Below are 21,291 nucleotides of genomic sequence, written 5' to 3'. Positions count from 1 at the left end.
CCGCGATGAAAAAGAAATTTTGGTTGTTCTCCTTATTATTAGGTATTGTATTCTTAAGTGGTTGTGGTCAAAAACTGTCCAGTCAATCGGTTTTACAAAATGATCGTCAGTCGAATACCATTACTTGGGGTGTCAAAGGTGATGTGAAATTATTTGGCTTGATTGATGTACGTGACGGGCAGCAAAAAGGGTTTGACGTTGATATGGCCAAGCACATTACGAAGCATATTTTAGGCACTCATGGTCATGCCAAATTTGTCACGGTTACCTCGCAGTCCCGGGTACCATTGCTAAAAAATGGTAACGTTGACGCGGTCATTGCAACCATGTCGATTACACCAGAACGTGAAAAAACCATTGATTTCTCACATTCTTATTTTGATGCTGGTCAATCGTTGTTAGTTCCCAAAAATTCTACTATTAAAAATGCGCGTGATTTAAATCATAAAACCGTGATTGGCGTAGTCGGTTCTAATTCAGTTGATAATATCAAAAAAGTTTCACCGAAAGCTCGCGTCGTGGAGTTGCAAGATTATGCCCAAGCAATGAATGCTTTAAAGTCGCACCAAGGTGATGCGCTAACGACCGATAATGGGATCTTGTACGGGTTAGCTGTCGAAAATCCTGGCTTTGAAGTGCGGGGCGGAACGTTTACTAAAGAACCGTACGGGGTGGCAGTTAACAAGGGCCAAAAGTCCTTTACGAAGGCCGTGGACCGTGCAGTGACAGAAATGCAACGTGATGGTGAGTATAATCGTTTAATTAAAAAATGGTTTGGTAATGTGCCGGGGTTTAATTATAAGGAGCTGTATCGATAATGATTAATATTTTTACACATTACGGCCACCAACTATTAAGCGGCTTTGGTTGGACCGTTTTATCAAGTATCTTGGCCTTGTTTTTTAGCCTAATCATTGGTACGTTGTTTGCCATTATGGAAGTGGTGCCCAATAAAATTGCCCGGGTAATTGGCAAGGCTTATGTGGAAATTTTTCGTAATATTCCGTTATTAGTAATTACCATGTTCTTTTATTTAGTTATTCCGATGTACGTTGTAAAAATCAACGGTTTTACCGCAGGGACCATTGGCTTGACGTTATATACTTCCGCTTTTATTGCCGAAACCATTCGCTCGGGTATTCAGTCAGTTTCGACAGGCCAGATGGAAGGGGCCCTATCAGTAGGGATGACTTATTGGCAAGCAATGCGTTATATTATTTTGCCGCAAGCTGTCAAAATTGTGATTCCTCCTTTAGGTAATCAATTTATTAACTTAGTTAAGAATTCGTCTGTTTTGGCGTTTGTGGCGGGCTTTGATTTAATGTATCAAGCTAATTCGATTGCTTCCACGACTTTTGATACCATCAATAGTTATTTGGTTGTGGGGGTTTTGTATTTAATAATTACGTTGCCATTGAGTTATTACATGCAACATTTAGAAAAGAAACTGGCTTAGGAGGTGATCATCAATGCAAAATTGGATTCAAGCTTTTTCATGGTTGAACCTGCGTTTCTTGTTAATGGGACTTTGGGTGACAATTTATATTTCTGTGATCTCGGTGGTATTAAGCTTTATCTTTGGTTCCATTTTAGGGATTATTCGCTATTCTAAAATCAAATATGTCTCGGCTATTTTTGGTTTTGTGATTGATATTATTCGCAATATTCCGCTTTTGTTGATTATTTTCTTCACTTATTTTGGTTTGCCTAATTTTGGGTTAAAGCCCGATACCATCGTTGCAGCAATTATTGCGATGACGGTTTTCGAATCAACGATGATTGCCGAAATTGTTCGTTCGGGTTTGAATGCGGTTGATACGGGACAAATGGAAGGCGCGCGCTCAGTGGGGATGAGCTTTTTGCAAGCCTTGTGGCATATTATTTTGCCGCAAGCGTATAAAAAAATGATTCCGGCACTGATTAGTCAATTTGTTTCTTTGATTAAAGATACATCGTTAGCCACAATTATCGTGGTTCCTGAAATGATGCAACATGCGCAAGTAATTTATGGACAAAATGCCAACTATATTTTGCCAATGTTTGCAGCATTAGCTGTGTTATATTTTATCGTTTGTTTCAGCTTATCATTATTAGGTAATCATATTGATAAGCGCATGGCTGGTTAACAGCAAAGACTTTGACCAGTGCCTATCTAAAAGCTAAGGATTAACAATTAATTTCGATTTTTGACTTGGTGGCTGATTCGTAGTTAGATGATACTTGGAGACTAGATCAAATAAGTTTAATGTCCGTAAATCAAAAAAGGCTTGGAACTTAAGCAATTAGGATCTAACAATATTCAAAAAATGTTTGAATATTGAGATCGTAAGCTTTAGTTCTAAGCCTTTTATAATGTGTATCTTTACTTAAAGGTAATGTCCCGCAATATCTGTGTCCTCAAACTCAGGCGTAAATGTTTTTTGATAGGCCTGCTCATAAGCAGCGACCTTTTGTTGGTAATCAATTTGTCGCATCTGTTCAGACGCATCACTGATAGATAGATCAGGATCCGCATGAATCGGCTTGAGGATCATTAATTGATACTTAACAGCATGTGGATCCTTGGCAGTTGGTGCGTCAAAAATTGCAATAAAACAGGAAAGAATAGGAACATGATTTTTAGCCGCATAATAATAAGCACCGCGTTGGAAAGTGCGCGGCTTACGATAGTTAAACCACATTTCACTTTCGGGAAAAATCAATAAGGGTAATTTTTGTTGCAAACTGTGAGCGACCAACTGTTGAAAATCTTTTTTCATATAATTGAAGCTTTGGCTGATAGGAATGGTATCGGTATAGTTCATCAGATATCCTAACAGTCCGGGCATCTTCAAGTTGGTAGGCTCAATCACAATGGCCATTCGCTTAAAATGCAATCCTTGGCGGACCAATAAACTGTCGATGGGGTTAAAATGATTGCAAGTAATGACCGCAGGCAATTGTAAGCCGGTTAAATTATGTTGGTTTGTTACTTGAAGATTGCTTTTTAAAGTCGCTGCCGCTAAGTTCATGATATGGCGGGCCGTAGAATTATTCAGCCGATATTTCCAAGTTGGTAACAGTTGTTCAAATTCGTGAATGGTTGCCTGTTCGTCAGCTAAGCTCATGACGGGATCATTAACTTCCACTTTAGCAGTTAAAGCGTGCTGTTGAACGTTATGCTTGATGTTGTCGATGACCGGTTTTCGATCACCAATATCAATAAAATGATCAATCATCATAAGGCGATCTTCACTCCTTGCTGGGCACGAGCATGAAAAGTATTAGAAGTTTTAGCAATCTGCACAGCTAAGTTCATTAATTCGTCAGCATTTTTTTCATCTTTTTGAATGGCTTGAGCATCCACACTATGCAGTTGTTGTTGTAATTGATCATAATACGGTGTTGTTTGGGCGTATTTCCAAAAATATTCTTGTCTGGGGGCATCTTGGTAGTACCAAGGTTTGTTGAATAAGTTCCAGTGGATTAAAGCAGCTGGTGTCTCCTCAGGAAAAGTTACCATTACGTTCCAGGTGGAATCTAGGTACATAATTTTATTCTTAGCGATAGCATTGAGATAATCTTGATCGGGAGCTAAGCTACGAAAATGGTATTGATTTAATAAGTTAAAGAAATGATCAGCAAAATGATTATCGCGTAAGGCCTGTAAATCCATTAGTAAAACGCCCGAATTGATATATTTATCACCGGCAACGCCAATAGCCTCTTGAGCGTAATTAAAGGTTTCTGGATTTTCCACGATGAAGCGATCAACGGCCGCGCCGATCCAGTTGTCGCCTAATGGCAGATCAAATAAATCCGCAATATCATGATTGATAGCAGTATCGGCATCCAAGTAAATAGCTTTGTCAAATTGTGGAAATAATTCTGCAATAAATAAGCGGAAGTAGATGGTATAGGTGAAATAATCGGCACGTAACTTGTTATTCGTATCCGTAATTTGTTTTTTGATTTGTTCAGTGATGGAAACAAATTCTAACTGAATATTTGATTGGACTAAGGTACGGAGTTTTTGTTGGTTAGTCAGTGATAAGTCATCACACAAAACGATAATATGATAATTTCTTTCAGGATTGCTGTTTTGAATTAAGGAATTTATAGCTACAGCTAGATAAGGTGCGTATCTGTCATCGACAGAAAAGAAAACGGGAATTTCTTGATTAAGATTTGTCATTGTTTGACGAAGTCCTTTCGTTGTTGGTAATTAATGTATTGACAATTACTCTGATGACTGCGAGTAATCATGGTGTGGCGAATTTGTTGATACAATTGGAATTGCTTTTGCTTGGGCAAAAGTTGCGAAGCAACCGTAAAAGGTCCATCAGTATAAACAATTATTTGTGGCCGCTTGAAGTAGTTAGCTGATTGATAGGTCACGGTTAAGCTAAAACTGGGTTTGTTACAAGCGGCAGGATAATGAAAGCTCGTGGCGGTAAAGGGCCTAATTTCAGTAAAGTACGGCCAAACATGGGCTTCCGGATAAATAAAGATGAGGTGGTGCTTGTTTAAATGATGTTTAATAGCTTGATTAAATTGATTAAATTGCTTTTTACCATCAGGGATGATTAACGCGCCGGCAAATGTCAGTAATTTACCGATAATTGGCAATCCGAGATTGGCTTGGGAGCAGATAATATAAGGCCGTTTGGGGAAAGCCGCTAAAAAAGGCAAGAAAACATCCCCTAAAGGCTGAGTATGATTACAATAGACAACACCACCTTTCTTGGAGTTTTGGCGTAGTTTATGTAAATTTTGAAATCTTAAATGTAACCAACCATAACAGTATATAATGCTAATAACAACTACTAAATAATAAAATAATTGTGAAAAACAGCGGTAAAATAAATTATGATGAATCCAACGATGGTTAGCTGGTAATTTGGCCGCTTGGTTTTTAGAAGTAACAACATCGTCTTGATAAGACTCATAGTAAATGGTTTTCTGAGTCATAGTCCATCCTTCCTAGTAAAATAATGGCTTTACTTATGCTAGCTGGTTCGGTTAATATTACATAGAACTCTTTAATTTAGCAATCATAGGAGTAAAATTATGTCATTTTTCAATAGTAACAAATTAAGAGATAGTTATCATAATTTGATGACTTTAATACATAAAATTAAACCGCACTATTGGCAATTACTCCTTGGCATTGTGTTAGGGGCGGTTTCGATTGTGATCCAATTAATTGTGCCCATGATTGCTAAACAATTAGTGGCAATGGTACAAAAATCTCTAGCACACGTGGATGTAGGTTTAGTGGTCTTAGGCGGTGGGCTGTTTTTATTGAGTACTTTGATTGGGGCTTTTTCAGGCAGCTTTTTGGGCTTTTTTGGCGAAGAGGTGGTCTTGAAATTACGCTTAAAATTGTGGGATAAGTTGTTAACGGTACCGGTAGGTTATTTTGATCAAAGACAATCCGGCGAAATTGCGTCACGAGTCATTAATGACTCCAACCAAGTTAAAGAGTTGTTAGCTAATTCTTTACCCAAAATGTTAACTTCTTTGTTGCAGTTAGTCGGGGCTTTGTTATTTATGCTAGCGATGGATTGGCAATTAACGCTGATTTTGTTTATTGCGGTCCCGTTATTGATTTTGATTTTATTACCAGTGTTTCACCGTTCCACCAAAATTGCGGGGCAACGGCAAAGCTTGTTAGCACAATTTAGTGGTAAAGTTAGCGAAATGATTAGTGGCATTACCTTAGTTAAGGCTGATAACGCCGAAATTCAAGAATATCAGAGCGGTCAAAATCAATTACAGCAATTGTATCAGGTTGGACGTAAAGAAGCCATTTATGATTCTATTGTCGGTCCTGTCACGGGCATTATTATGTTAGCCACGGTCTTTAGCATTTTACTTTATGGTGAAGTGCGGATCAAAAATGGTACTTTGGATTTGGGAACGTTGTTGGCCTTTATGATGTATCTAATTCAATTAATGGTCCCCTTTACGACATTAGGGCAATTCTTAACGGATTTAGCCAAAGTGGATGGTTCCACCGATAAAATTCGGGAATTGTTAGATGAAGGAGCAGAAAATTCACACAGTGGGCAAAAAATTGATTATCAACGGCAAAAAATAACTTTTGATAATGTGCAATTCGCTTATCCGGATGGCCGGCAAGCTTTAGACCAAGTAGCGTTCACGATTAAACCGCAGACGACAGTGGCATTTGTGGGACCTTCAGGTAGCGGCAAGTCTACAATTTTTAACTTGTTAGAAGGTTTTTACCAGCCCACCCACGGTCAAGTCAGAATTGGTGAAGTCGATTTAAACCATGTTAACTTGACTTCTTGGCGTCAGCAATTGGGTTTGGTTGATCAAAATTCAGTAGCCATTACTGGCACAATTCGGGATAATCTCACTTATGGATTATCAAAACATTATACTGATGAACAGTTATGGCAAGTATTGGCGTTAGCCAATGCGCGCGAATTCGTCCAACAAATGCCCCAAAAATTGGCCACGCCAGTGGGAGAGCAAGGAACGAATTTATCCGGTGGCCAACGTCAACGTTTAGCGATTGCGCGGGTGTTTTTGCGCAATCCCAAACTGCTATTACTTGATGAGGCGACTGCCAGTTTAGACTTAGAATCTGAAAAATTAATTCAACAATCACTGCAGCAATTAATGATCGGGCGCACGACACTCATTATTGCTCATCGACTCAATACCATTATTCATGCTGATCAAATCTATTTTATTAAAAATGGTCAAGTTCAAAGTTCTGGGACGCATGAGGAGCTATTACAAAATTATCCACCTTACCAAGCTTATTTTCAGGAACAATTTGGCACGTTGAACAAGCACTAGTTAATTAAAGCAAGATATTCTAAGTAAATATCTTGGTCATTCGCAGTTAAATCTAATTGGAAAACCTTGTCAGTTTCCCAGGGTTTGACACTAACTACATGAATAACTGGTAACAATTTCCAATTGGTAGAAAAATGTTGAAAGATCGTGGCTTCGTTCACGCCATGTTGTTCATTGTATTTAGTGGCGGCGAAGCGTTTGGTGCGCGCAAATTTGTTGATGGCTGATTGATCCGGCATAATTAATTTATGTTTGCGACAATAAGTGCGACATTTGGCAAAGAGACCGGTCTGACGAATTTTTTGCATATTAAGTAGTAACATCCCAGAATTGAGATAATCAAACTTCTGCCATTGGTAATGGAAAAACCACCGACCGTAATAATCTAAAACGCCCACTAATTCGGTATCACGCAAATCTTGATCATAAAAATCATCAAAAGCATGGTGACAAATAACATCAGCGTCTAAATAAAGCAAACGATCGGGAATTTCTGGAACTAAGTCAAGATATAGTCGCAACATACTGTAAGGTGTAAACATGGTATTCAAGTTGGCCAACGGTGAATAACGGTTAAATAGGTCGGTTAAATCGATTTTGGTTAGCGTATGCTGCGGATTTTTGTCATGTAAAACTTTCGTCAAAAAGTTTACATGTGCAGTACTCAAGGCTTGAAACTGATGCTTTTTGTTGTAGAGCGAAGCAGTAATAATATAAAAATGACACGGTGTTGGTTCATGTTTAGCAATTGATAACATGGATAATAAAATACCATGAAACATGTTATCATCACCACAATATAAAATATTAATCTTTAGGACCTCCAAATACTTGACATCAAAAATGCTTAGTGGTTATTGACGGTTAAACCGTCAGTGATAAAAGTGATTAAATGATTGACCTCAATGGTTTGAGACCACTTTTTTTGGGGAAACAAAACATAATGTTCGACAAAATAACCCAACATGGTTGTGATAATAAAGCGAAAAATTTCAGAATTTTGCCAAGTGACAATAGTTTGCCGCTGCTTTAAATAATTAATTTCGGCATTAAAATCTTGAATAGCTTCTTTAGGAAAAGAACGTAGCAGCTCTTGGCTTAAAGTGGGGTTCGTGCTGAGTTCGTTGAGATAAATTTTAGTTAACTCGGGATTTTTTTTGTAAAAATCAATGCGATTATGAACAATTAAAGTAATGAGTTCTTGAAGATTGGCCGTGTGTTTCTGCAAAACGGTTTGAGAAAATTCGCGAATGACGTCGGGAAAAATTTGCTGCGCCATCGGCTTTAAAATCGCGGTTAAAATTCCACGCTTATTCGTGAAATATTTGAACAGCGAAGCTTCGGATACTTGTGCTTGTTGAGCAATTTGGCGAGTGCTCGTTTTGTTAAAGCCTTGTTGTGCAAATAATTCAATCGCACTTTTAAATAATTTATACTTCGTATTGGTAAACAACTGGGCTTCAGGAAAGAGCGTGTATAAAGCCCGATCTTCCATAGGGCTACCTCCTGATAATATAATTTTTGAGTAATTACTCAAAAATCAATGAGTAAACACTCACTAACTAATCCTATTTTACTATAATTTATTTTGAACAGGAGTCAAGTGAAAATTTAAGCAGATAAAAAGAGTTAAATTTCTAAAGTAGAAACTTAGAAATCTAACTCTCAGGTAAGATTGAATAGATAATAAATTTGGGACAACTAGATAATTAAACTTCGTCTGCGGTAAAGAGATTTTGGTTATAGCTGGTTACGGTATTTTGACCATCTTCACGCACTAAAGTCGTTAAACTAGCATTAGCCGGTCCACGATCAACATCAAAAGAGCCATCACTATAGCGTTGAGCTAAAGAACGAATGGTGGTGCCATGACTGATTAGTAAGACTTTGGCGCCATCAAATGCGAGGTGATCTAAATCATTAAATCCCGCCTCTAATCGTTGCCAGTACTCCGTGGAATCTTCAGCGTCATGAAATGGATCCGCAACTTTCATCCAGTCTTTGGTTTGGTCCAACCCCACTTTTTGGGCAGCGTCGTTATAACTGGTATAGCCATGAGGCGTTAAAATCATATGCCAAGCTTCGTCAGAGTTCATTCCCTCAAAGTAACCATAAAATTCTTCCCGGAAGCGGGATGATTTTTGAGGAACTAGTTGTTCATGATTAACATTTTCAGAAATAATGATGCGACAAGTATCAATGGCTCGTCGCGCATCAGAAGAAATGGCAAGATCAAACGGAACATCTTTTAGTTGTTGAGCTGCTTTTTCGGCAACAGCAGTACCTTCAGTTGTTAGTGGGCTATCAGACCAACCTTGCATTTTATTGTAGTTGTTAAACCAGGTGCGGCCGTGACGGATTAAATAAACTGTGTATTTCATTTCACTACCTCCTGTCAATTATTGTACTCGTTTTATGAGAAAATGGCGGAGTTGTTTTAATGATGACATTATTTAATTTAATGAATAAAATAATTACTTAGCTTGAATTTTATACTACGAAATTCAGCTAACTATTGAAAAATTTCGCCTAACAACAACTAAGGACTCAAGTTAAAGTTCAACTTCAGTCCTTAGTCTAGGTTAGTTTTCGGTTAAAAACGTTTTTTGTCGCGATGTTGATTTAGCGCTCCAAGTAGCAGAAGTCTGCGTCTAGCTACAATAAAGGACTCAAGTTTAAAAATCAAAACTTAAGTCCTTTATCTAAGCTATACTCAACTTCTAAACGCTACTTGTCACAGTGATTGATTTAGCGCTCCAAAGGGCAAAAACTTGTGCCTAACTACGCCCAAGTCCTAAAGCTAAAATACACTTTAGTCTTGGTCTAGGTTAGTGCTCAGTTTTTAATCGCCCTTTGTCACAGTAATTGATTTAGCGCTCCAAGTAGCAGAAGTCTGCGTCTAGCTACAATAAAGGACTCAAGTTTAAAAATCAAAACTTAAGTCCTTTATCTAAGGCTATACTCAACTTTTAAACGCTGCTTGTCGCAGTGATTATTTAATCGTTGAAATTACCGGATTCCACATCTTTAATAAACTGTTTCAAATGATCAAAGTACACTGGTGCGTTGTCGATCATATGATGATGACCACCGTTAGGCGTGGTTACTAAGCGAGCATGTGGAATTTTTTCCTGCATAATTTTTGCAGATGATAACGGCATAGTTTCGTGTTCACCAAAAGTCAGCAAGGTTGGAACTTGAATTTCGTGCAAATGTTCGCGAAAATGCCATTGACTTAATTTACCAGTCACAACAAATTCATTGTCGCCTTGGAAAACGTTGTAAACATCAGTTGCCATGGTTGATACTAAATGTCGGATGGCTTCAGGTTGTTTGCGATCAACGTATTCGGCGTTCAAAACGTCAACATAACTTTGGTAGGTAGGGTCATCCAGTTTGTTTGCTTGTTCAATTTGCTCCATGTAGGCTACTTTATCAGGGCCGAGGCAATCTAAACGGCATTGGTTGACATGTTTAACATAGTCATCAATTTCGTCCACCATACTAGAAATAATAGCGCCTTTTAAATGTTGACCATATTTGGCAGCATATAATTGAACTAACAAGCCACCCCAAGATTGGCCGATTAAATAAAAATTATCAAGACCTAATTTTTGACGGACTTCTTCAACTTCACCCAAATAATAATCATACGTTAAATATTTTTCGGCAATTTGGGGATCACTGTAATCTGGTTGGTCAGAATAAAATGAACCTAATTGGTCGTACATCGTAACTTCGACACCTAAATCGGCCAATTCATCACCGAAGTTTTCCCAATATTCATGGGTACCACCGGGACCACCGTGTAAGCATAATAATTTAATATCACCGTGACCTACGGTGCGTGTCCATAAATGGTAACCATTATCTAAGGTTAGAATATGTGTTCCTTGTTTCATGCAACTCACTCTTTTCTGAAGTAATTACTTCTATCATAGCAAATTTTGCCTAGTTTAGACATACTATTAATTTTTTGAAAGTAAGCAAGGAACCCATTCTTTGAAGACCTGATGAAATCAAACCACTTGGTCTCAGATTAATTGGATTAACCTTGGATTAAGTGATGGTTCCGCTCAAAATTAAATACTTCTCAATTTTACTAACTCATAATGAGTTCGAGATGGTCCAAGTAACAGTTTGATTAGCCTGGCCTGGTTTTTGAGCATTAACCGGTACTACTAATTTCCATTTTTTAGGCTGGATTAAGGCAGAAAAATCATAAATATACTGATAATTAACATCAGTTGTTGGAGCTGGCGATGGTGATGGCACAGGTAGCAATGTTGGCGTTGATAAATCCTGCCATTGATTGGTTTGATCTTTCAAAAATAATCCACCAGCTAATTGCGCATTACCCTGGGCTTGAACCAAAAATCTAGAATTAGAATTTAATTTAACTCCACTTTCCACTGTCAAATTAGCATCTAACTCTGGATTTAAGAATTCGGTTGCTTCTCCTTTGTAATGTGTCCCAAAATCAATACTCTTCGGTACGCTTAAGCGGGTCAGATTTTGACGTAAGATTGTTAAAGTGTTTGGGTTTGAAGCAATTGCTTCACCTGAGTCTAAAGTACCAGTCACATCAACTGTCTGACTTAACTTACCATCAGACTGATCATCGGGTGATTTTTCCGCGGTTCCCGTAATGGTTACCGTTATTTGATCACCTGCCTTAAAAGCAGTTCCATCACTTTTAGTAACGTTAACTTGAGAAGGCCAAGGAGAACCTTCTGTTTGTTGATAAGTTACTTTTAAGTCATTAGTCTCAGAATTATCCATTGTCGCTGCTACATGGCCACTAGCTGTTAATCCTGCACTAACACTAGGAATAAAGTGAAGTTCCGATACACTATCAGTAACATCAGCATTAATCTTGTAGTGTATATGAAAATCAATCGTATCCCCCGGTATATAATGGTTTGCTGGTAATTCTTTGTGAGTTTGGTCTGAGGCATCTTGTGTTAATTCGGCCTGAAATTTATGTGATAATGGGATACTAACCTGTGGTCCAGAAAAGTCCTTAGTAGGATTGCCATCTAACTTTTGTTCAATAGCTATTGCTTTAGGAGTCGTCGTTAAAGCTGGTCCACTAGCAGAATTCGAAATAGTTCCCAAAAATGTTAAAGTTGCAGTTTGATTATCTTTTAAGTCTATGGCATCAGCATTACTTAACTGCAAACCACGATTAGCAGCATTATAAGTGACAGACTTAGTTGTACCATTAGCATCAGTTAACTTAAAACTGCTATTATCTACATCTATTCCTGCGGGTACTAAATCGGATAAGTTAGTTGTCTTATACTCACTATCTTTACCATCATTTCCTAAATTAACAGTAAACTTAATTTTATTCCCTGGATAATTTTTGCCGTCTGATCGGGATTCATTTTGCCAATTTTCTTTTAGCCATGGGTTGGAAGAAGAGCTAGCACCCACCCCAATATCCAATGCATAATGTTGCGTTTGTCCTACTGGTAAAGTAAATTGTGGCCATAATACAGCATAACCTGAATCAGGATATTCGATTTTACCGTTATTGCGGTTTTTAATTTTCGGTAACAATATCTTACCTGCTGAATAATTATAAATCTCTTGTCCAGTAACATTTGTAAAATTCGGTCCCTTAAAAACTGGAGTTTTATCACGATTAACTGCATTACTAAGACCTGTTGGGCTATAGCTAAACCGATCACTATAATCTTCAGCTAACCAATGCGCTGGTCCATTTGTAAGATCAAAATTAATATTTAACCGATGATTAGGTGATTCCAGATACATACCACGATTATCTCCCAAGGCATAAACTGGTACTCGATCTGGAACATAGTTGCCAATCAGCGCACCATTTTCTAATTGTGTATCCTCATGTTCACCAATAAGGTAAAGCTGTGGTGAACTAGAAATGTTTTTTACATATAATTCTTGAGCAACATTCCCATTACGGTAGGGGGAACGCCGCAAAATTTCTTCAAATTCGAATGAATCGTTAGAATCACCATTAGTACAATACCCCATGACTTTAACCGCTTGTACGGCACCACTACTATCTTTAGATACAAAATAAGTCGGTTGATGACCATACGTAAGTAATGCTGTATACATTAATGAGTTCGCCCCGCCCCCCTGAAAAAGAACGTAATCCGAACTAGTTGAAGGTCCCTCAGTTGCACCGTGACTAAAGGCTTGAATGTTATTTGGTGTACCATTAGAATTTAAGCCATCTTGCAGAAAAATATTAGAATTTGAAGTAATTTGTCCGGAAAATTTAGTTGCCGACCAACTACCAAAAGTAAAGCCCATTTTAACTGTTTTGCCGTTAATAGCCATAGGATTAGTATAACCAATCTCCAAGTTATTTTGCGGTGCTGACCAAGTTAAGCCATCATCAATATCAGTAGCTTGTGGAGGATTCAAGGTGAAATTACTAACTGTCATAACGGGCGTTTTTAATAGTTGTTCATTAGGTAAATTCATTCCTTCAACTTGCTTAACAAGAGCAGCTGATGGTTCTTGTTTAGCTGTTGCTAAAATGATTTGACTTTGAAAACCATTGGCGAAGATAATACTAATAACTAAAGAAATTAATGTTAATGCCACATTAAAGAAAGATTTTTTATTCATTTTTTCTTTACCTTTTTTGTTATGGTGATTTAAAAATAATAAATTGGCCGTTGTTGTTCTTACATAAAAAAACAGAAATTCTAGATGGTTTTTAGTAAAAACTGGATACTTTTTGACCTTTTATTCAATTTCAAAAAGTTAGTTCTCTAAAATGTGATTATAAGCACGTGTAAAACACTGCGCCAGATAACTAGGTGGCTCTGGATTTTCTTTAGCCAGCCAAGTAATAATGACAAAGTAAAATCCTCCCGAAGTAAAAGTTTGTAAATATTGGATCTCTGCTTGTGTACCTTGTATATGAGTTGGTAGTTTAAAATTATCGTATATGTCGCTAAACTTATCATTCCAAATCTTTAAAAAATGGTAAGTTAAATTTTGCTGAATCAAAATTTTAATGGTTGCGCGTTTATCCCACCAAAAATTGAACAGATTACCCAGAAATTGTTCAGCAGTCAAATTTTTTAGGTCTTCTGCTAAAATCACTTGACAATATTCATAAAAATCTTGTTGACAATGCCAATCAATTAAATCCCCCTTATTAGCAAAAGCGCGGTAAAATGTCCCTCTATCCAACGAAGCATTAGCGGCAATTTCTTTGACTGTGATGTGCGAATAATCCTTTTGAGTCAACAGTCGGAGAAATGATTGCCATAACCATTGACGTGATTGTTCTTTAGTAGTTTGTTTTTTACCATTCATCGTTCACTCCTCAAGTAATAATTTTCTTTTCATTTTGCTACATGAGTAATTATTAACCTAGGATTCATAAAAAAGAACAGTTCACAAACAAGTGCTACAAAAGCGGCATTTTGTGGTATATTACTTTAATCAATTTATTTCAAAAATATTGCAATATTTTTTATTGCTTTTTTACTAATTTATTTGATGGTTGTAAAACGATTGCTATCAAAGATATTTAGTGAATGAGTACCAAGTTCTGCAGCCATATCGGTAGTTGACTAATTATCACAGTAATGAAGCATCTTTAACAATTTTTGATAATTATTTTTTTGGTCTGGAGATGCAGTTTTTACCATCATTTCAATATTAAGAGCCATCAAATTTAACTATGTAACTGACGACCAGAAAAACCTTCTGAAGTAAATTTAAGATTTGATTATTGCATAAATTTGAAATAAGCCATAGCAAATTGGGATCAATTGTCACTAAGTTGTAGTTAAGTCTATTCCCAGCAGCTCGAAACTTTCGTGCTGCCATAGTTCACGCTTGCGGAATAATGCGCGCTCGGCTGTTGAAAATAAAGGGTAATGTGTTGTTTTCGCAGATGTTTATTAAAATTTTGATAATTTATTAATAAATATCAGCTCAGTCTGATTGAAAAATTAAAAGCTTTGTGCTAATAATAAATGTTAGCGATTACAAAAAAGTGAGGAAAAAAACAGTGTTATATATTGATCTAGCTAACAGAGGAGTTGATTGTCAGAATCCGTATTTAAGTCAAGCAGTGATTGAATACTTAGAAACGCAAACTAAGTTTGGTGATGAAACACTCATCGGCTTTACACACTCTTCACAACCAGCGGTCACTTGTGGAGTTAATCAAAATGTTTGCGCAGAAGTCAACTTGGGTTACTTAAAGAACCAGCAATTTACTTTAGCGCGGCGCAGTTCTGGTGGCGGTGCGATCTATAGCGACGCTGGGAGCTTAACTTATTTTTATGTAGATAGTGATCGGGGGACTAATTATCAGCAGTTTGATTTGTATGCCCAAACGATGCTGAAAGTTTTGCATGAATTAGGCGTACCCGCAATTATGAATGGTAGAACTGATCTTACGGTGGCAGATCAAAAGTGTTCTAGCCTGTCCTCTGCGAGAATTAAGCAACGGTTTTCTTGTGGTGGCACCTTAATGTTGGATGTTGATATGGCTCAAGCCAAAGCAGCTTTACAGCATGTGGCGATCAAGGGTGTTCCCTCAGTTCAACGTCGAATTACTAATATTCGGCCTTATTTGAAATCAAAGTATCAAGATATTACTCGGCAACAAATTCAAGACTTATTTTTACAGATGGAATTTCAAACGACTGATTTAACAGCACTTCCAACTTATCACATGACAGATGAAGACTGGCAAGCGGTAACTAAATTGGCAGCTACTAAATACAGTACGCCGGAATGGATTTATGGTTCACAGCAAACCGGAGCCCATTTTCATGCACGCCACTTCGCTAATTTGGGGACAATTGAATTTGCGTTTACTGTGCAGCACGACGTGCTGACGCAAATCAAAATTTATGGTGATTTTGCGTTGGCTTCGGGAAATTTGCAATTGATTGAACAGAATTTAATTGGGGTTTCCTTTCAGTTAAAGCCGTTAATTGATGCTTTTCAACAAAGCAATTTACCTGAAAATTTAGGCGCCTTTCAACCAGCAGCGTTAGCCAAAATTTTGCTGGAAGAACAATATGCGATCCAAATTCCTACATTCCAATAAATTATTTTTTCTTGACGGAGTTTTTAATTAGTACACAACTTCTTAGTTATTTTGTTCCATTTCATTTTAAAACAGGAATGCTTATCCAAGCTTTTGCTTGGGTGAGCATTTTTTGGTCTAAAATGTAATGGCTTTTCATTGATTTACTTATTAAATAATTTGATAATCAAGTCTAAAAAATGCATACTTATTGCTTATAAAATACCATGTGGCTATTTATTGTCAAATAATAGCACTTATATAGCTTATTTCTTGCTAAAAAAATTAGAGCCTTTTATGATTGCCCTAGAAATTAATTTTCATAATTTGAAACATTGATGGGGGTTATCAAATGGCAGAATTAGATTTAAAACTTAACCAAATGGGGATTGATCGGATTGCAATTAGTCCGTATACCAAGTATTCACGAGGCTACATGGAACCAGGAAATCTGGGGAACGGTTACGTCACCGGAATCAAAGTTGATGCTGGTGTGCGTGACAAAACCGATGATGATGTTTTAGACGGTATTGTTTCCTATGATCGGGCAGAAACCAAAAACGCTTATATCGGACAAATTAATATGACAACAGCCTCAAGTTTTACTGGGCCGCAGGGGCATTTCTTAGGATATGACTTGTTGCGCAATCCGACGGTTGATCAAGCAGAGCCATTATTCAGTGTGGAACAGTGGGATGGCAGTCGATTACCAATTTATGACGCTAAACCATTACAAGATTCTTTAGTTGAATATTTTGGCGTCCGCGATGAACGTCGCCATTATCCAGCACCGGGGAGTTTTATTGTTTGTGCTAACAAAGGAGTGACCGCTTCGCGTCCCAAAGCTGACCAAGCCATGAAACCCGGACAAGGTTATGGTGTTTGGTCCGCTATCGCAATTTCGTTTGCGAAAGATCCAGAACATAATTCTAGCATGTATATCGAAGATGCTGGCGTTTGGAATACACCTAGTGAAGCTGAGCTGAATGAGTTTTTGGCACAACGGCGCCGCGCCATTGCTAAATCAATTGCTGCCTGTGGTCAAGATGCTGACACATCTTTTGCTAGTTCGTGGATTGGTTTTGCACATACGATGATGGAACCGGGGCAAATTGGCAATGCTATCACAGCGGCCCCTTATTTTTCCTTACCAATTGATGCCATTCCTAACGGCTCATTACTAACGCCAGATAAAGATATGGAAATTATGGAACAACTGACTTTGCCGCAATGGCTAGACCAAATGGGCTATGAATCCATTGTAGAAACTAAACAGATTAAGTATTAAGGGGAGGAGGAAACTACTTGTGACTGCCCAGAAAAAACAAGCAACAAAAAATTCAACGACGCAAAAAGTCGGAGTCTTAGGGCTCATTGCGTTTGTTTTATCCGCTATGGTTGGCGGTGGCATTTATGATTTGCCGCAAAATATGGCGATTAAAGCTGGGATGTTGGGACAAGTCTTCGGTTGGATTCTAACCGGGGTGATCATGTGGTTTATTGTGCGTTCTTTTTTGACTTTGTCAGAAATCAGGCCGCAGTTTACGACAGGATTATATAAGTATGCCGATGATGGTTTTGGTCGCTTTACAGGCTTTTTTGTTAGTTGGGGTTATTGGATTTGCGAGTGTTTTGCCAACGTAACATATGCCGTATTATTAATGTCCACGTTAAACACTTTATGGCCGGGAACTTTTGGCAATGGCAATAATATTCCGTCCTTAATCTTAAATAGTTTAATTCTGTGGGGAATGAGTTTATTAATTCTCAATGGAATTAAAGGTGCTAGTTGGGTGGATATCACTGGTACCGTTGTAATGCTCTTATCAACTGCAATCTTCTTAATTACGATGATTGTCGTCTTTAATTGGCAGACTTTCACGACTAATATGTTTGCTAATCATGCTATTGCTAGTTTAGGAGATAAGAATCTTGGTTCTTTAGCTTCACAAGTCAAAAATACGATGATGACGACCTTATGGGTCTTTGGTGGGGTTGAAGGAGCAGTTGTTTTGTCTGATAAGGCTCGTAGTCAAAAAGATGTTCGGACGGCGACCAAATATGGCTTTTTAATTTGTTTAGTGTTATATGCGTTGGCCTCACTATTACCCCTCGGTTTAAAAAGTTATGGTCAAATTGCGGTGATGCATTCGCCATCTTCCGGAGAATTAATGAATCTCGTAGTTGGACCTTGGGGACGTTTGATTATCACGTTTGGGGTCATTTTAGCGGTCTTATCTAGTTGGTTAACTTGGACCTTACTGCTCTCGCAAATGCCGGCGGCGGCTGCTCAAGATCAGACTTTTCCACGGGCTTTTGCCAAAATTAATAAAAATAAAGTGCCTTCTTTTTCAGTGGTTGTTTCCACGATTGTCATGCAGATTATTATTATTGGCACGCATTTTGCGGGCAATGCGTTTAATACGATGCTAACGATTGTCGGCACCATGACTGTACCGCCGTATTTAATTTCGATGCTCTATCTATTTAAAGAAAGTAGCAGCGAAAAAACCTTTAATCCACAACATTTAACCACAACTTCTTCGCGCACGAAAGCCCATTACATCAGTCTCTTAGGAGCTTTAGGAACTATTTTTATGGGATACGCTGCGGGGATTGAATATACAACTTTGTCATTTATTATTTATGCGCTGGGAATTCCGGTCTTTATGTATGCGCGCAAGCAATATGCTCCTCAAGCTGCGATTTTTACGAAATACGAAAAGATCTTTGCCGGGGTAATTATTTTAGTCGCTGTCTTGGGCTTAATCTTTGTGATGTCTAAACATTAAGTGATTTAGTATTTGAAGCATGGTAATAAAAAAGGAGGGTGCGTTAATGAGTATGGATTTAGCCGATAATGAACAATTTGTTCGTAAATATTTACCAGAAATCAAAGTGAAAAAGGTGCTGCCGGCCTTAACTGCGGTTCCAGAAAAAATGACCAGTATTGCCCTGAATCAAGACGGAGAGTTGGAACAGGTGATATTTACCGCGGGCACGAAAGTTTATTACTATGATTTAAAGCAACCTCATTCCTTACAGGAACGGAGTCGAAATGAAGTTAAAAGTGCGCAATGTTTAAAGGGAGTACCGCATGGCAAAATTAAAATTGTGTTTGAAGATTTAGAACAATGGCAATTTAATGATTTAATTGCGGGGCGCGCCTTTGATTTAGTTCAGGCTATTTCACCGCAGGAAAATACGCAAGCGGCCTATGATAACACTATTCGGGGTGGTTTTCCGCAATTATTAGATGCGGATCATGGTCCGGAAGTGGATCGTTTACGCAATTATATGCAAAATGGTTATATTAGCCAATACGAGTATGAAGATAGTAATCCAGCTTTGCCTAAAGCTGGTAAATGAGTCGTTAATTAAAAGACATTAGTCATTCAACGAATAATTTGATAAAAATTGGCATGCAAAGAGACGATTGTTCAAAAGGCAAGTTTTATTTTGAGAAGTCGTCTTTTTTGGCGGGGAACTTGTAATTGGCCGTGCTAGTGTTATACTGTAATGGTACACAGGTGAAGGAGGATATTATGAAATTTAAAGATAATATTCCGATCTATTTACAAATTAAAGATCTAATCAATCGCCAAATTATCGCTGGTAAATACCGACTGGGTGATAAATTACCATCTGTTCGGGAACTATCTGTGAGTTTAGAAGTTAATATTAATACTATTCAAAAAGCATTAGGCGAATTAATTCAAGAACAGATAGTAATTACGAAGCGGGGATTAGGTAATTTTGTAACGGAGAATCCGCAGATTATTGACCATTTACGGGATCAGATTATTGATCAAACACTGAGTGAAATGTATGAAGCATTGTCGCAAATGGGTTTAGATCAGGGAGAAATGTTCTATTATATTAAATTATATTTGGGTGAGAGGATGAATGACAATGACGACTAAACTATTACAAATTGCAGATTTAACTTACCGGAAAAACAATAAATTAATTTTAAATGATGTGAATTTGACTTTAGATACGGGGCACTTCATTGGTTTAGCAGGGGCTAATGGTGCTGGGAAAACCACGTTAATTCGTTTAATTGCTGGTGTAGCCAAACATTATAAAGGAAGAATTTTGTTCGAAGATGATGATAATGTGGTACAAAGAAAAGCGCATGTTAGCTATTCCGATGAACTACAAGGTTTTGCCCCACAAACCCCAATTAATAAAATTATGCAGTTTTACCAAAGTGTTTATCCAGACTTTGTGGTAGATCGTTACCAACAACTAGCTGACTTTTTAAATTTGGAAGGTAAACAAAAATTAGGTAACCTCTCCAAAGGTAATCGCGAACGTTTAACGATTGCGTTGACGCTGGCGCGCAAGGCCCAACTCTATTTATTAGATGAACCATTTAGTGGCATTGATGTGATGAGTCGAAAAAAAATTATTCAAGGCATGCTCAATTGGGTAGATGATTCGGCTTCTGTGTTGATTAGCAGTCATCATTTAGAAGAAATTAGTCAGATTTTAGATGAATTAGTAATCATTAAAGACCAAACAGTACTTACACATCGTTCGACCGAAGAAATTGTGGAACAAGAACACTGTTCGGTGGAAGAATATTTTGAAGGTCTATATGAAGAACAGGAGGACACACTGGATGACTAACTGGTGGTCATTGTTTCAAACCGTATTTCTAGAACAATTTAAAAAGTTGCGTACTATTATTTTATTCAATGCATTATTTTTGGTGATTTCCGTGGTGTTTATGTTGTTTTCTGGCAATCACTATTGGGGTGAAGAATTCTTCTTCAGTGTTCTGATTTGGGCCATGGTTTTTGCCGTAGTGCTACTGGTGCAAACCATCATCTTGACGCAAAATCAAATCAATAGCAATCGCTACCAGCTCATTCCTTTTTCTACGTGGAAAATTTACCTGACTCAAATTCTCGGGGTGGTTGTGAATTGGCTGATATTTTTGGTAATGCAAGTCTGTCTATTGATTATTGCCTTTGGCTTGGTCTTGTTAGAAATTTGGCAGCAAAATCGCACGCTTTATTATTTTATGCAGCATTTTCAAATTTTTGAACATGCTCATTGGTCAGTGTTCTTAGTAGTCGTCTTAATCTCCTTGGGTTGGTTAATCTTGAGTTTGTTGTTTGTCAATACCATTAATTTTACCAGCCGCATTTCTCTGGATTATTTACCATTACGGCAGTCTAAAGTAGTGACGGTGGTAGTTTATTTGGTCATTACATGGCTAGCTATCAAGTTTTTACAATTAATGTTTCGTTGGTTCAGGGCAATTGCGTTTAATTCCATGATGCATATGAGTAGTCTCGCTGGCAATACGCATGCTAATTATGTTTTATTGTTTGGGGCGATTATCTTGTTGTTACTGGTTAATGCTTGGTTAACGAACTATTTGGAGCCAAAAAAATAAACTATTTAAG

General features: G+C 37.7%; 20 protein-coding genes. 11 read left to right on the top strand and 9 right to left on the bottom strand.

Translation table 11 applies throughout. The features are described 5' to 3' along the window. The first annotated feature begins 5 nt into the window (after positions 1-5). From AC3B5B_RS03020 to AC3B5B_RS03010, 3 genes are read left to right on the top strand one after another with little or no spacing between them, the layout of a single operon-like run. Positions 6-818 (top strand): transporter substrate-binding domain-containing protein, encoded by an 813-nt coding sequence (locus AC3B5B_RS03020; RefSeq protein ID WP_489769256.1) that lies wholly within the window; start codon positions 6-8, stop codon positions 816-818. After that, entirely contained in the window at positions 818-1,456 is a 639-nt protein-coding gene (locus tag AC3B5B_RS03015) for an amino acid ABC transporter permease (protein ID WP_489757043.1), read from the top strand. Before AC3B5B_RS03020 ends, AC3B5B_RS03015 begins: the two co-directional genes overlap by 1 nt. Positions 1,457-1,469: 13 nt before the next feature. Then, the gene (locus AC3B5B_RS03010) at positions 1,470-2,126 is read left to right on the top strand and encodes an amino acid ABC transporter permease (protein ID WP_489757044.1); all 657 of its coding nucleotides are present in this window, start codon (positions 1,470-1,472) and stop codon (positions 2,124-2,126) included. Positions 2,127-2,366: 240 nt separating this feature from the next. Here the strand turns inward: AC3B5B_RS03010 and AC3B5B_RS03005 are convergent, their stop codons facing one another. Genes AC3B5B_RS03005 through AC3B5B_RS02995 form a run of 3 tightly spaced genes read right to left on the bottom strand, consistent with a single transcriptional unit; the run spans position 2,367 to position 4,950 of the window. Next, positions 2,367-3,221 carry a lysophospholipid acyltransferase family protein gene (locus AC3B5B_RS03005; RefSeq protein ID WP_489769255.1) on the bottom strand — a complete coding sequence of 285 codons (855 nt, stop codon included), beginning with the start codon at positions 3,219-3,221 and terminating at the stop codon, positions 2,367-2,369. Then, positions 3,218-4,174: a glycosyltransferase family 8 protein gene (locus AC3B5B_RS03000; RefSeq protein WP_489769254.1), complete on the bottom strand. Its 957-nt coding sequence runs from the start codon at positions 4,172-4,174 to the stop codon at positions 3,218-3,220. The genes AC3B5B_RS03005 and AC3B5B_RS03000 overlap by 4 nt, the downstream gene beginning before the upstream one ends. Continuing rightward, entirely contained in the window at positions 4,171-4,950 is a 780-nt protein-coding gene (locus AC3B5B_RS02995) for a 1-acyl-sn-glycerol-3-phosphate acyltransferase (RefSeq protein ID WP_489769253.1), read from the bottom strand. Before AC3B5B_RS02995 ends, AC3B5B_RS03000 begins: the two co-directional genes overlap by 4 nt. A gap of 99 nt (positions 4,951-5,049) precedes the next feature. Here AC3B5B_RS02995 and AC3B5B_RS02990 point away from each other — a divergent pair, with 99 nt between their 5' ends. Beyond that, positions 5,050-6,813: an ABC transporter ATP-binding protein gene (locus AC3B5B_RS02990; RefSeq protein ID WP_489757048.1), complete on the top strand. Its 1,764-nt coding sequence runs from the start codon at positions 5,050-5,052 to the stop codon at positions 6,811-6,813. On the opposite strand, the gene AC3B5B_RS02985 is transcribed toward AC3B5B_RS02990, so the two are convergent. From AC3B5B_RS02985 to AC3B5B_RS02960, 6 genes are all read right to left on the bottom strand, one after another. Then, on the bottom strand, positions 6,810-7,640 hold the full coding sequence (locus tag AC3B5B_RS02985) for a glycosyltransferase family 8 protein (protein WP_489769252.1): 831 nt from the start codon (positions 7,638-7,640) through the stop codon (positions 6,810-6,812). The genes AC3B5B_RS02990 and AC3B5B_RS02985 overlap by 4 nt on opposite strands. A gap of 20 nt (positions 7,641-7,660) precedes the next feature. Beyond that, entirely contained in the window at positions 7,661-8,308 is a 648-nt protein-coding gene (locus tag AC3B5B_RS02980) for a TetR/AcrR family transcriptional regulator (RefSeq protein ID WP_489769251.1), read from the bottom strand. A gap of 214 nt (positions 8,309-8,522) precedes the next feature. Then, a complete protein-coding gene (locus AC3B5B_RS02975) occupies positions 8,523-9,194 on the bottom strand; it encodes a histidine phosphatase family protein (RefSeq protein ID WP_489757051.1) in 672 nt (223 codons plus the stop codon). Between the two features lie 615 nt (positions 9,195-9,809). Continuing rightward, the gene (locus AC3B5B_RS02970) at positions 9,810-10,715 is read right to left on the bottom strand and encodes a proline-specific peptidase family protein (RefSeq protein ID WP_489769250.1); all 906 of its coding nucleotides are present in this window, start codon (positions 10,713-10,715) and stop codon (positions 9,810-9,812) included. A 205-nt stretch (positions 10,716-10,920) separates the two neighbouring features. Continuing rightward, positions 10,921-13,437, bottom strand: a complete 2,517-nt coding sequence (locus tag AC3B5B_RS02965) for a hypothetical protein (protein WP_489769249.1) — start codon at positions 13,435-13,437, stop codon at positions 10,921-10,923. A 138-nt stretch (positions 13,438-13,575) separates the two neighbouring features. Beyond that, entirely contained in the window at positions 13,576-14,136 is a 561-nt protein-coding gene (locus tag AC3B5B_RS02960; RefSeq protein ID WP_489769248.1) for a TetR/AcrR family transcriptional regulator, read from the bottom strand. A gap of 703 nt (positions 14,137-14,839) precedes the next feature. Here AC3B5B_RS02960 and AC3B5B_RS02955 point away from each other — a divergent pair. The 7 genes from AC3B5B_RS02955 to AC3B5B_RS02925 all read left to right on the top strand — a co-directional run bounded on the left by AC3B5B_RS02955 (position 14,840) and on the right by AC3B5B_RS02925 (position 21,281). After that, positions 14,840-15,892, top strand: a complete 1,053-nt coding sequence (locus AC3B5B_RS02955) for a lipoyl protein ligase domain-containing protein (protein ID WP_489769247.1) — start codon at positions 14,840-14,842, stop codon at positions 15,890-15,892. 331 nt (positions 15,893-16,223) lie between these two features. Continuing rightward, on the top strand, positions 16,224-17,159 hold the full coding sequence (gene hdcA / locus AC3B5B_RS02950) for a histidine decarboxylase, pyruvoyl type (RefSeq protein WP_489757056.1): 936 nt from the start codon (positions 16,224-16,226) through the stop codon (positions 17,157-17,159). A gap of 19 nt (positions 17,160-17,178) precedes the next feature. Next, positions 17,179-18,663 carry an amino acid permease gene (locus tag AC3B5B_RS02945; protein WP_489757057.1) on the top strand — a complete coding sequence of 495 codons (1,485 nt, stop codon included), beginning with the start codon at positions 17,179-17,181 and terminating at the stop codon, positions 18,661-18,663. A 46-nt stretch (positions 18,664-18,709) separates the two neighbouring features. Next, entirely contained in the window at positions 18,710-19,240 is a 531-nt protein-coding gene (gene hdcB / locus AC3B5B_RS02940) for a histidine decarboxylase maturation protein HdcB (RefSeq protein WP_489757058.1), read from the top strand. Positions 19,241-19,416: 176 nt separating this feature from the next. Next, positions 19,417-19,794 carry a GntR family transcriptional regulator gene (locus AC3B5B_RS02935; protein WP_489757059.1) on the top strand — a complete coding sequence of 126 codons (378 nt, stop codon included), beginning with the start codon at positions 19,417-19,419 and terminating at the stop codon, positions 19,792-19,794. Then, entirely contained in the window at positions 19,784-20,506 is a 723-nt protein-coding gene (locus tag AC3B5B_RS02930) for an ATP-binding cassette domain-containing protein (protein ID WP_489757060.1), read from the top strand. Before AC3B5B_RS02935 ends, AC3B5B_RS02930 begins: the two co-directional genes overlap by 11 nt. Then, positions 20,499-21,281 (top strand): hypothetical protein, encoded by a 783-nt coding sequence (locus AC3B5B_RS02925; protein ID WP_489757061.1) that lies wholly within the window; start codon positions 20,499-20,501, stop codon positions 21,279-21,281. The genes AC3B5B_RS02930 and AC3B5B_RS02925 overlap by 8 nt, the downstream gene beginning before the upstream one ends. The last annotated feature ends 10 nt before the right edge of the window (positions 21,282-21,291 follow it).

This window comes from Bombilactobacillus sp. ESL1187 (genome assembly GCF_058107155.1).
The sequence above is the reverse complement of the archived record's forward strand: the minus strand, read 5'-3'. Positions and strand labels throughout refer to the sequence as shown.

Coding starts and splice junctions, on each gene's coding strand:
- AC3B5B_RS03010 (WP_489757044.1), top strand. CDS start 1,470: ATGCAAAATTGGATTCAAGCTTTTTCATGGTTGAACCTGCGTTTCTTG.
- AC3B5B_RS03005 (WP_489769255.1), bottom strand. CDS start 3,221: ATGATGATTGATCATTTTATTGATATTGGTGATCGAAAACCGGTCATC.
- AC3B5B_RS02990 (WP_489757048.1), top strand. CDS start 5,050: ATGTCATTTTTCAATAGTAACAAATTAAGAGATAGTTATCATAATTTG.
- AC3B5B_RS02975 (WP_489757051.1), bottom strand. CDS start 9,194: ATGAAATACACAGTTTATTTAATCCGTCACGGCCGCACCTGGTTTAAC.
- AC3B5B_RS03020 (WP_489769256.1), top strand. CDS start 6: ATGAAAAAGAAATTTTGGTTGTTCTCCTTATTATTAGGTATTGTATTC.
- AC3B5B_RS03000 (WP_489769254.1), bottom strand. CDS start 4,174: ATGACAAATCTTAATCAAGAAATTCCCGTTTTCTTTTCTGTCGATGAC.
- AC3B5B_RS03015 (WP_489757043.1), top strand. CDS start 818: ATGATTAATATTTTTACACATTACGGCCACCAACTATTAAGCGGCTTT.
- AC3B5B_RS02970 (WP_489769250.1), bottom strand. CDS start 10,715: ATGAAACAAGGAACACATATTCTAACCTTAGATAATGGTTACCATTTA.
- AC3B5B_RS02995 (WP_489769253.1), bottom strand. CDS start 4,950: ATGACTCAGAAAACCATTTACTATGAGTCTTATCAAGACGATGTTGTT.
- AC3B5B_RS02925 (WP_489757061.1), top strand. CDS start 20,499: ATGACTAACTGGTGGTCATTGTTTCAAACCGTATTTCTAGAACAATTT.
- AC3B5B_RS02965 (WP_489769249.1), bottom strand. CDS start 13,437: ATGAATAAAAAATCTTTCTTTAATGTGGCATTAACATTAATTTCTTTA.
- AC3B5B_RS02960 (WP_489769248.1), bottom strand. CDS start 14,136: ATGAATGGTAAAAAACAAACTACTAAAGAACAATCACGTCAATGGTTA.
- AC3B5B_RS02935 (WP_489757059.1), top strand. CDS start 19,417: ATGAAATTTAAAGATAATATTCCGATCTATTTACAAATTAAAGATCTA.
- hdcA (WP_489757056.1), top strand. CDS start 16,224: ATGGCAGAATTAGATTTAAAACTTAACCAAATGGGGATTGATCGGATT.
- AC3B5B_RS02930 (WP_489757060.1), top strand. CDS start 19,784: ATGACGACTAAACTATTACAAATTGCAGATTTAACTTACCGGAAAAAC.
- hdcB (WP_489757058.1), top strand. CDS start 18,710: ATGAGTATGGATTTAGCCGATAATGAACAATTTGTTCGTAAATATTTA.
- AC3B5B_RS02980 (WP_489769251.1), bottom strand. CDS start 8,308: ATGGAAGATCGGGCTTTATACACGCTCTTTCCTGAAGCCCAGTTGTTT.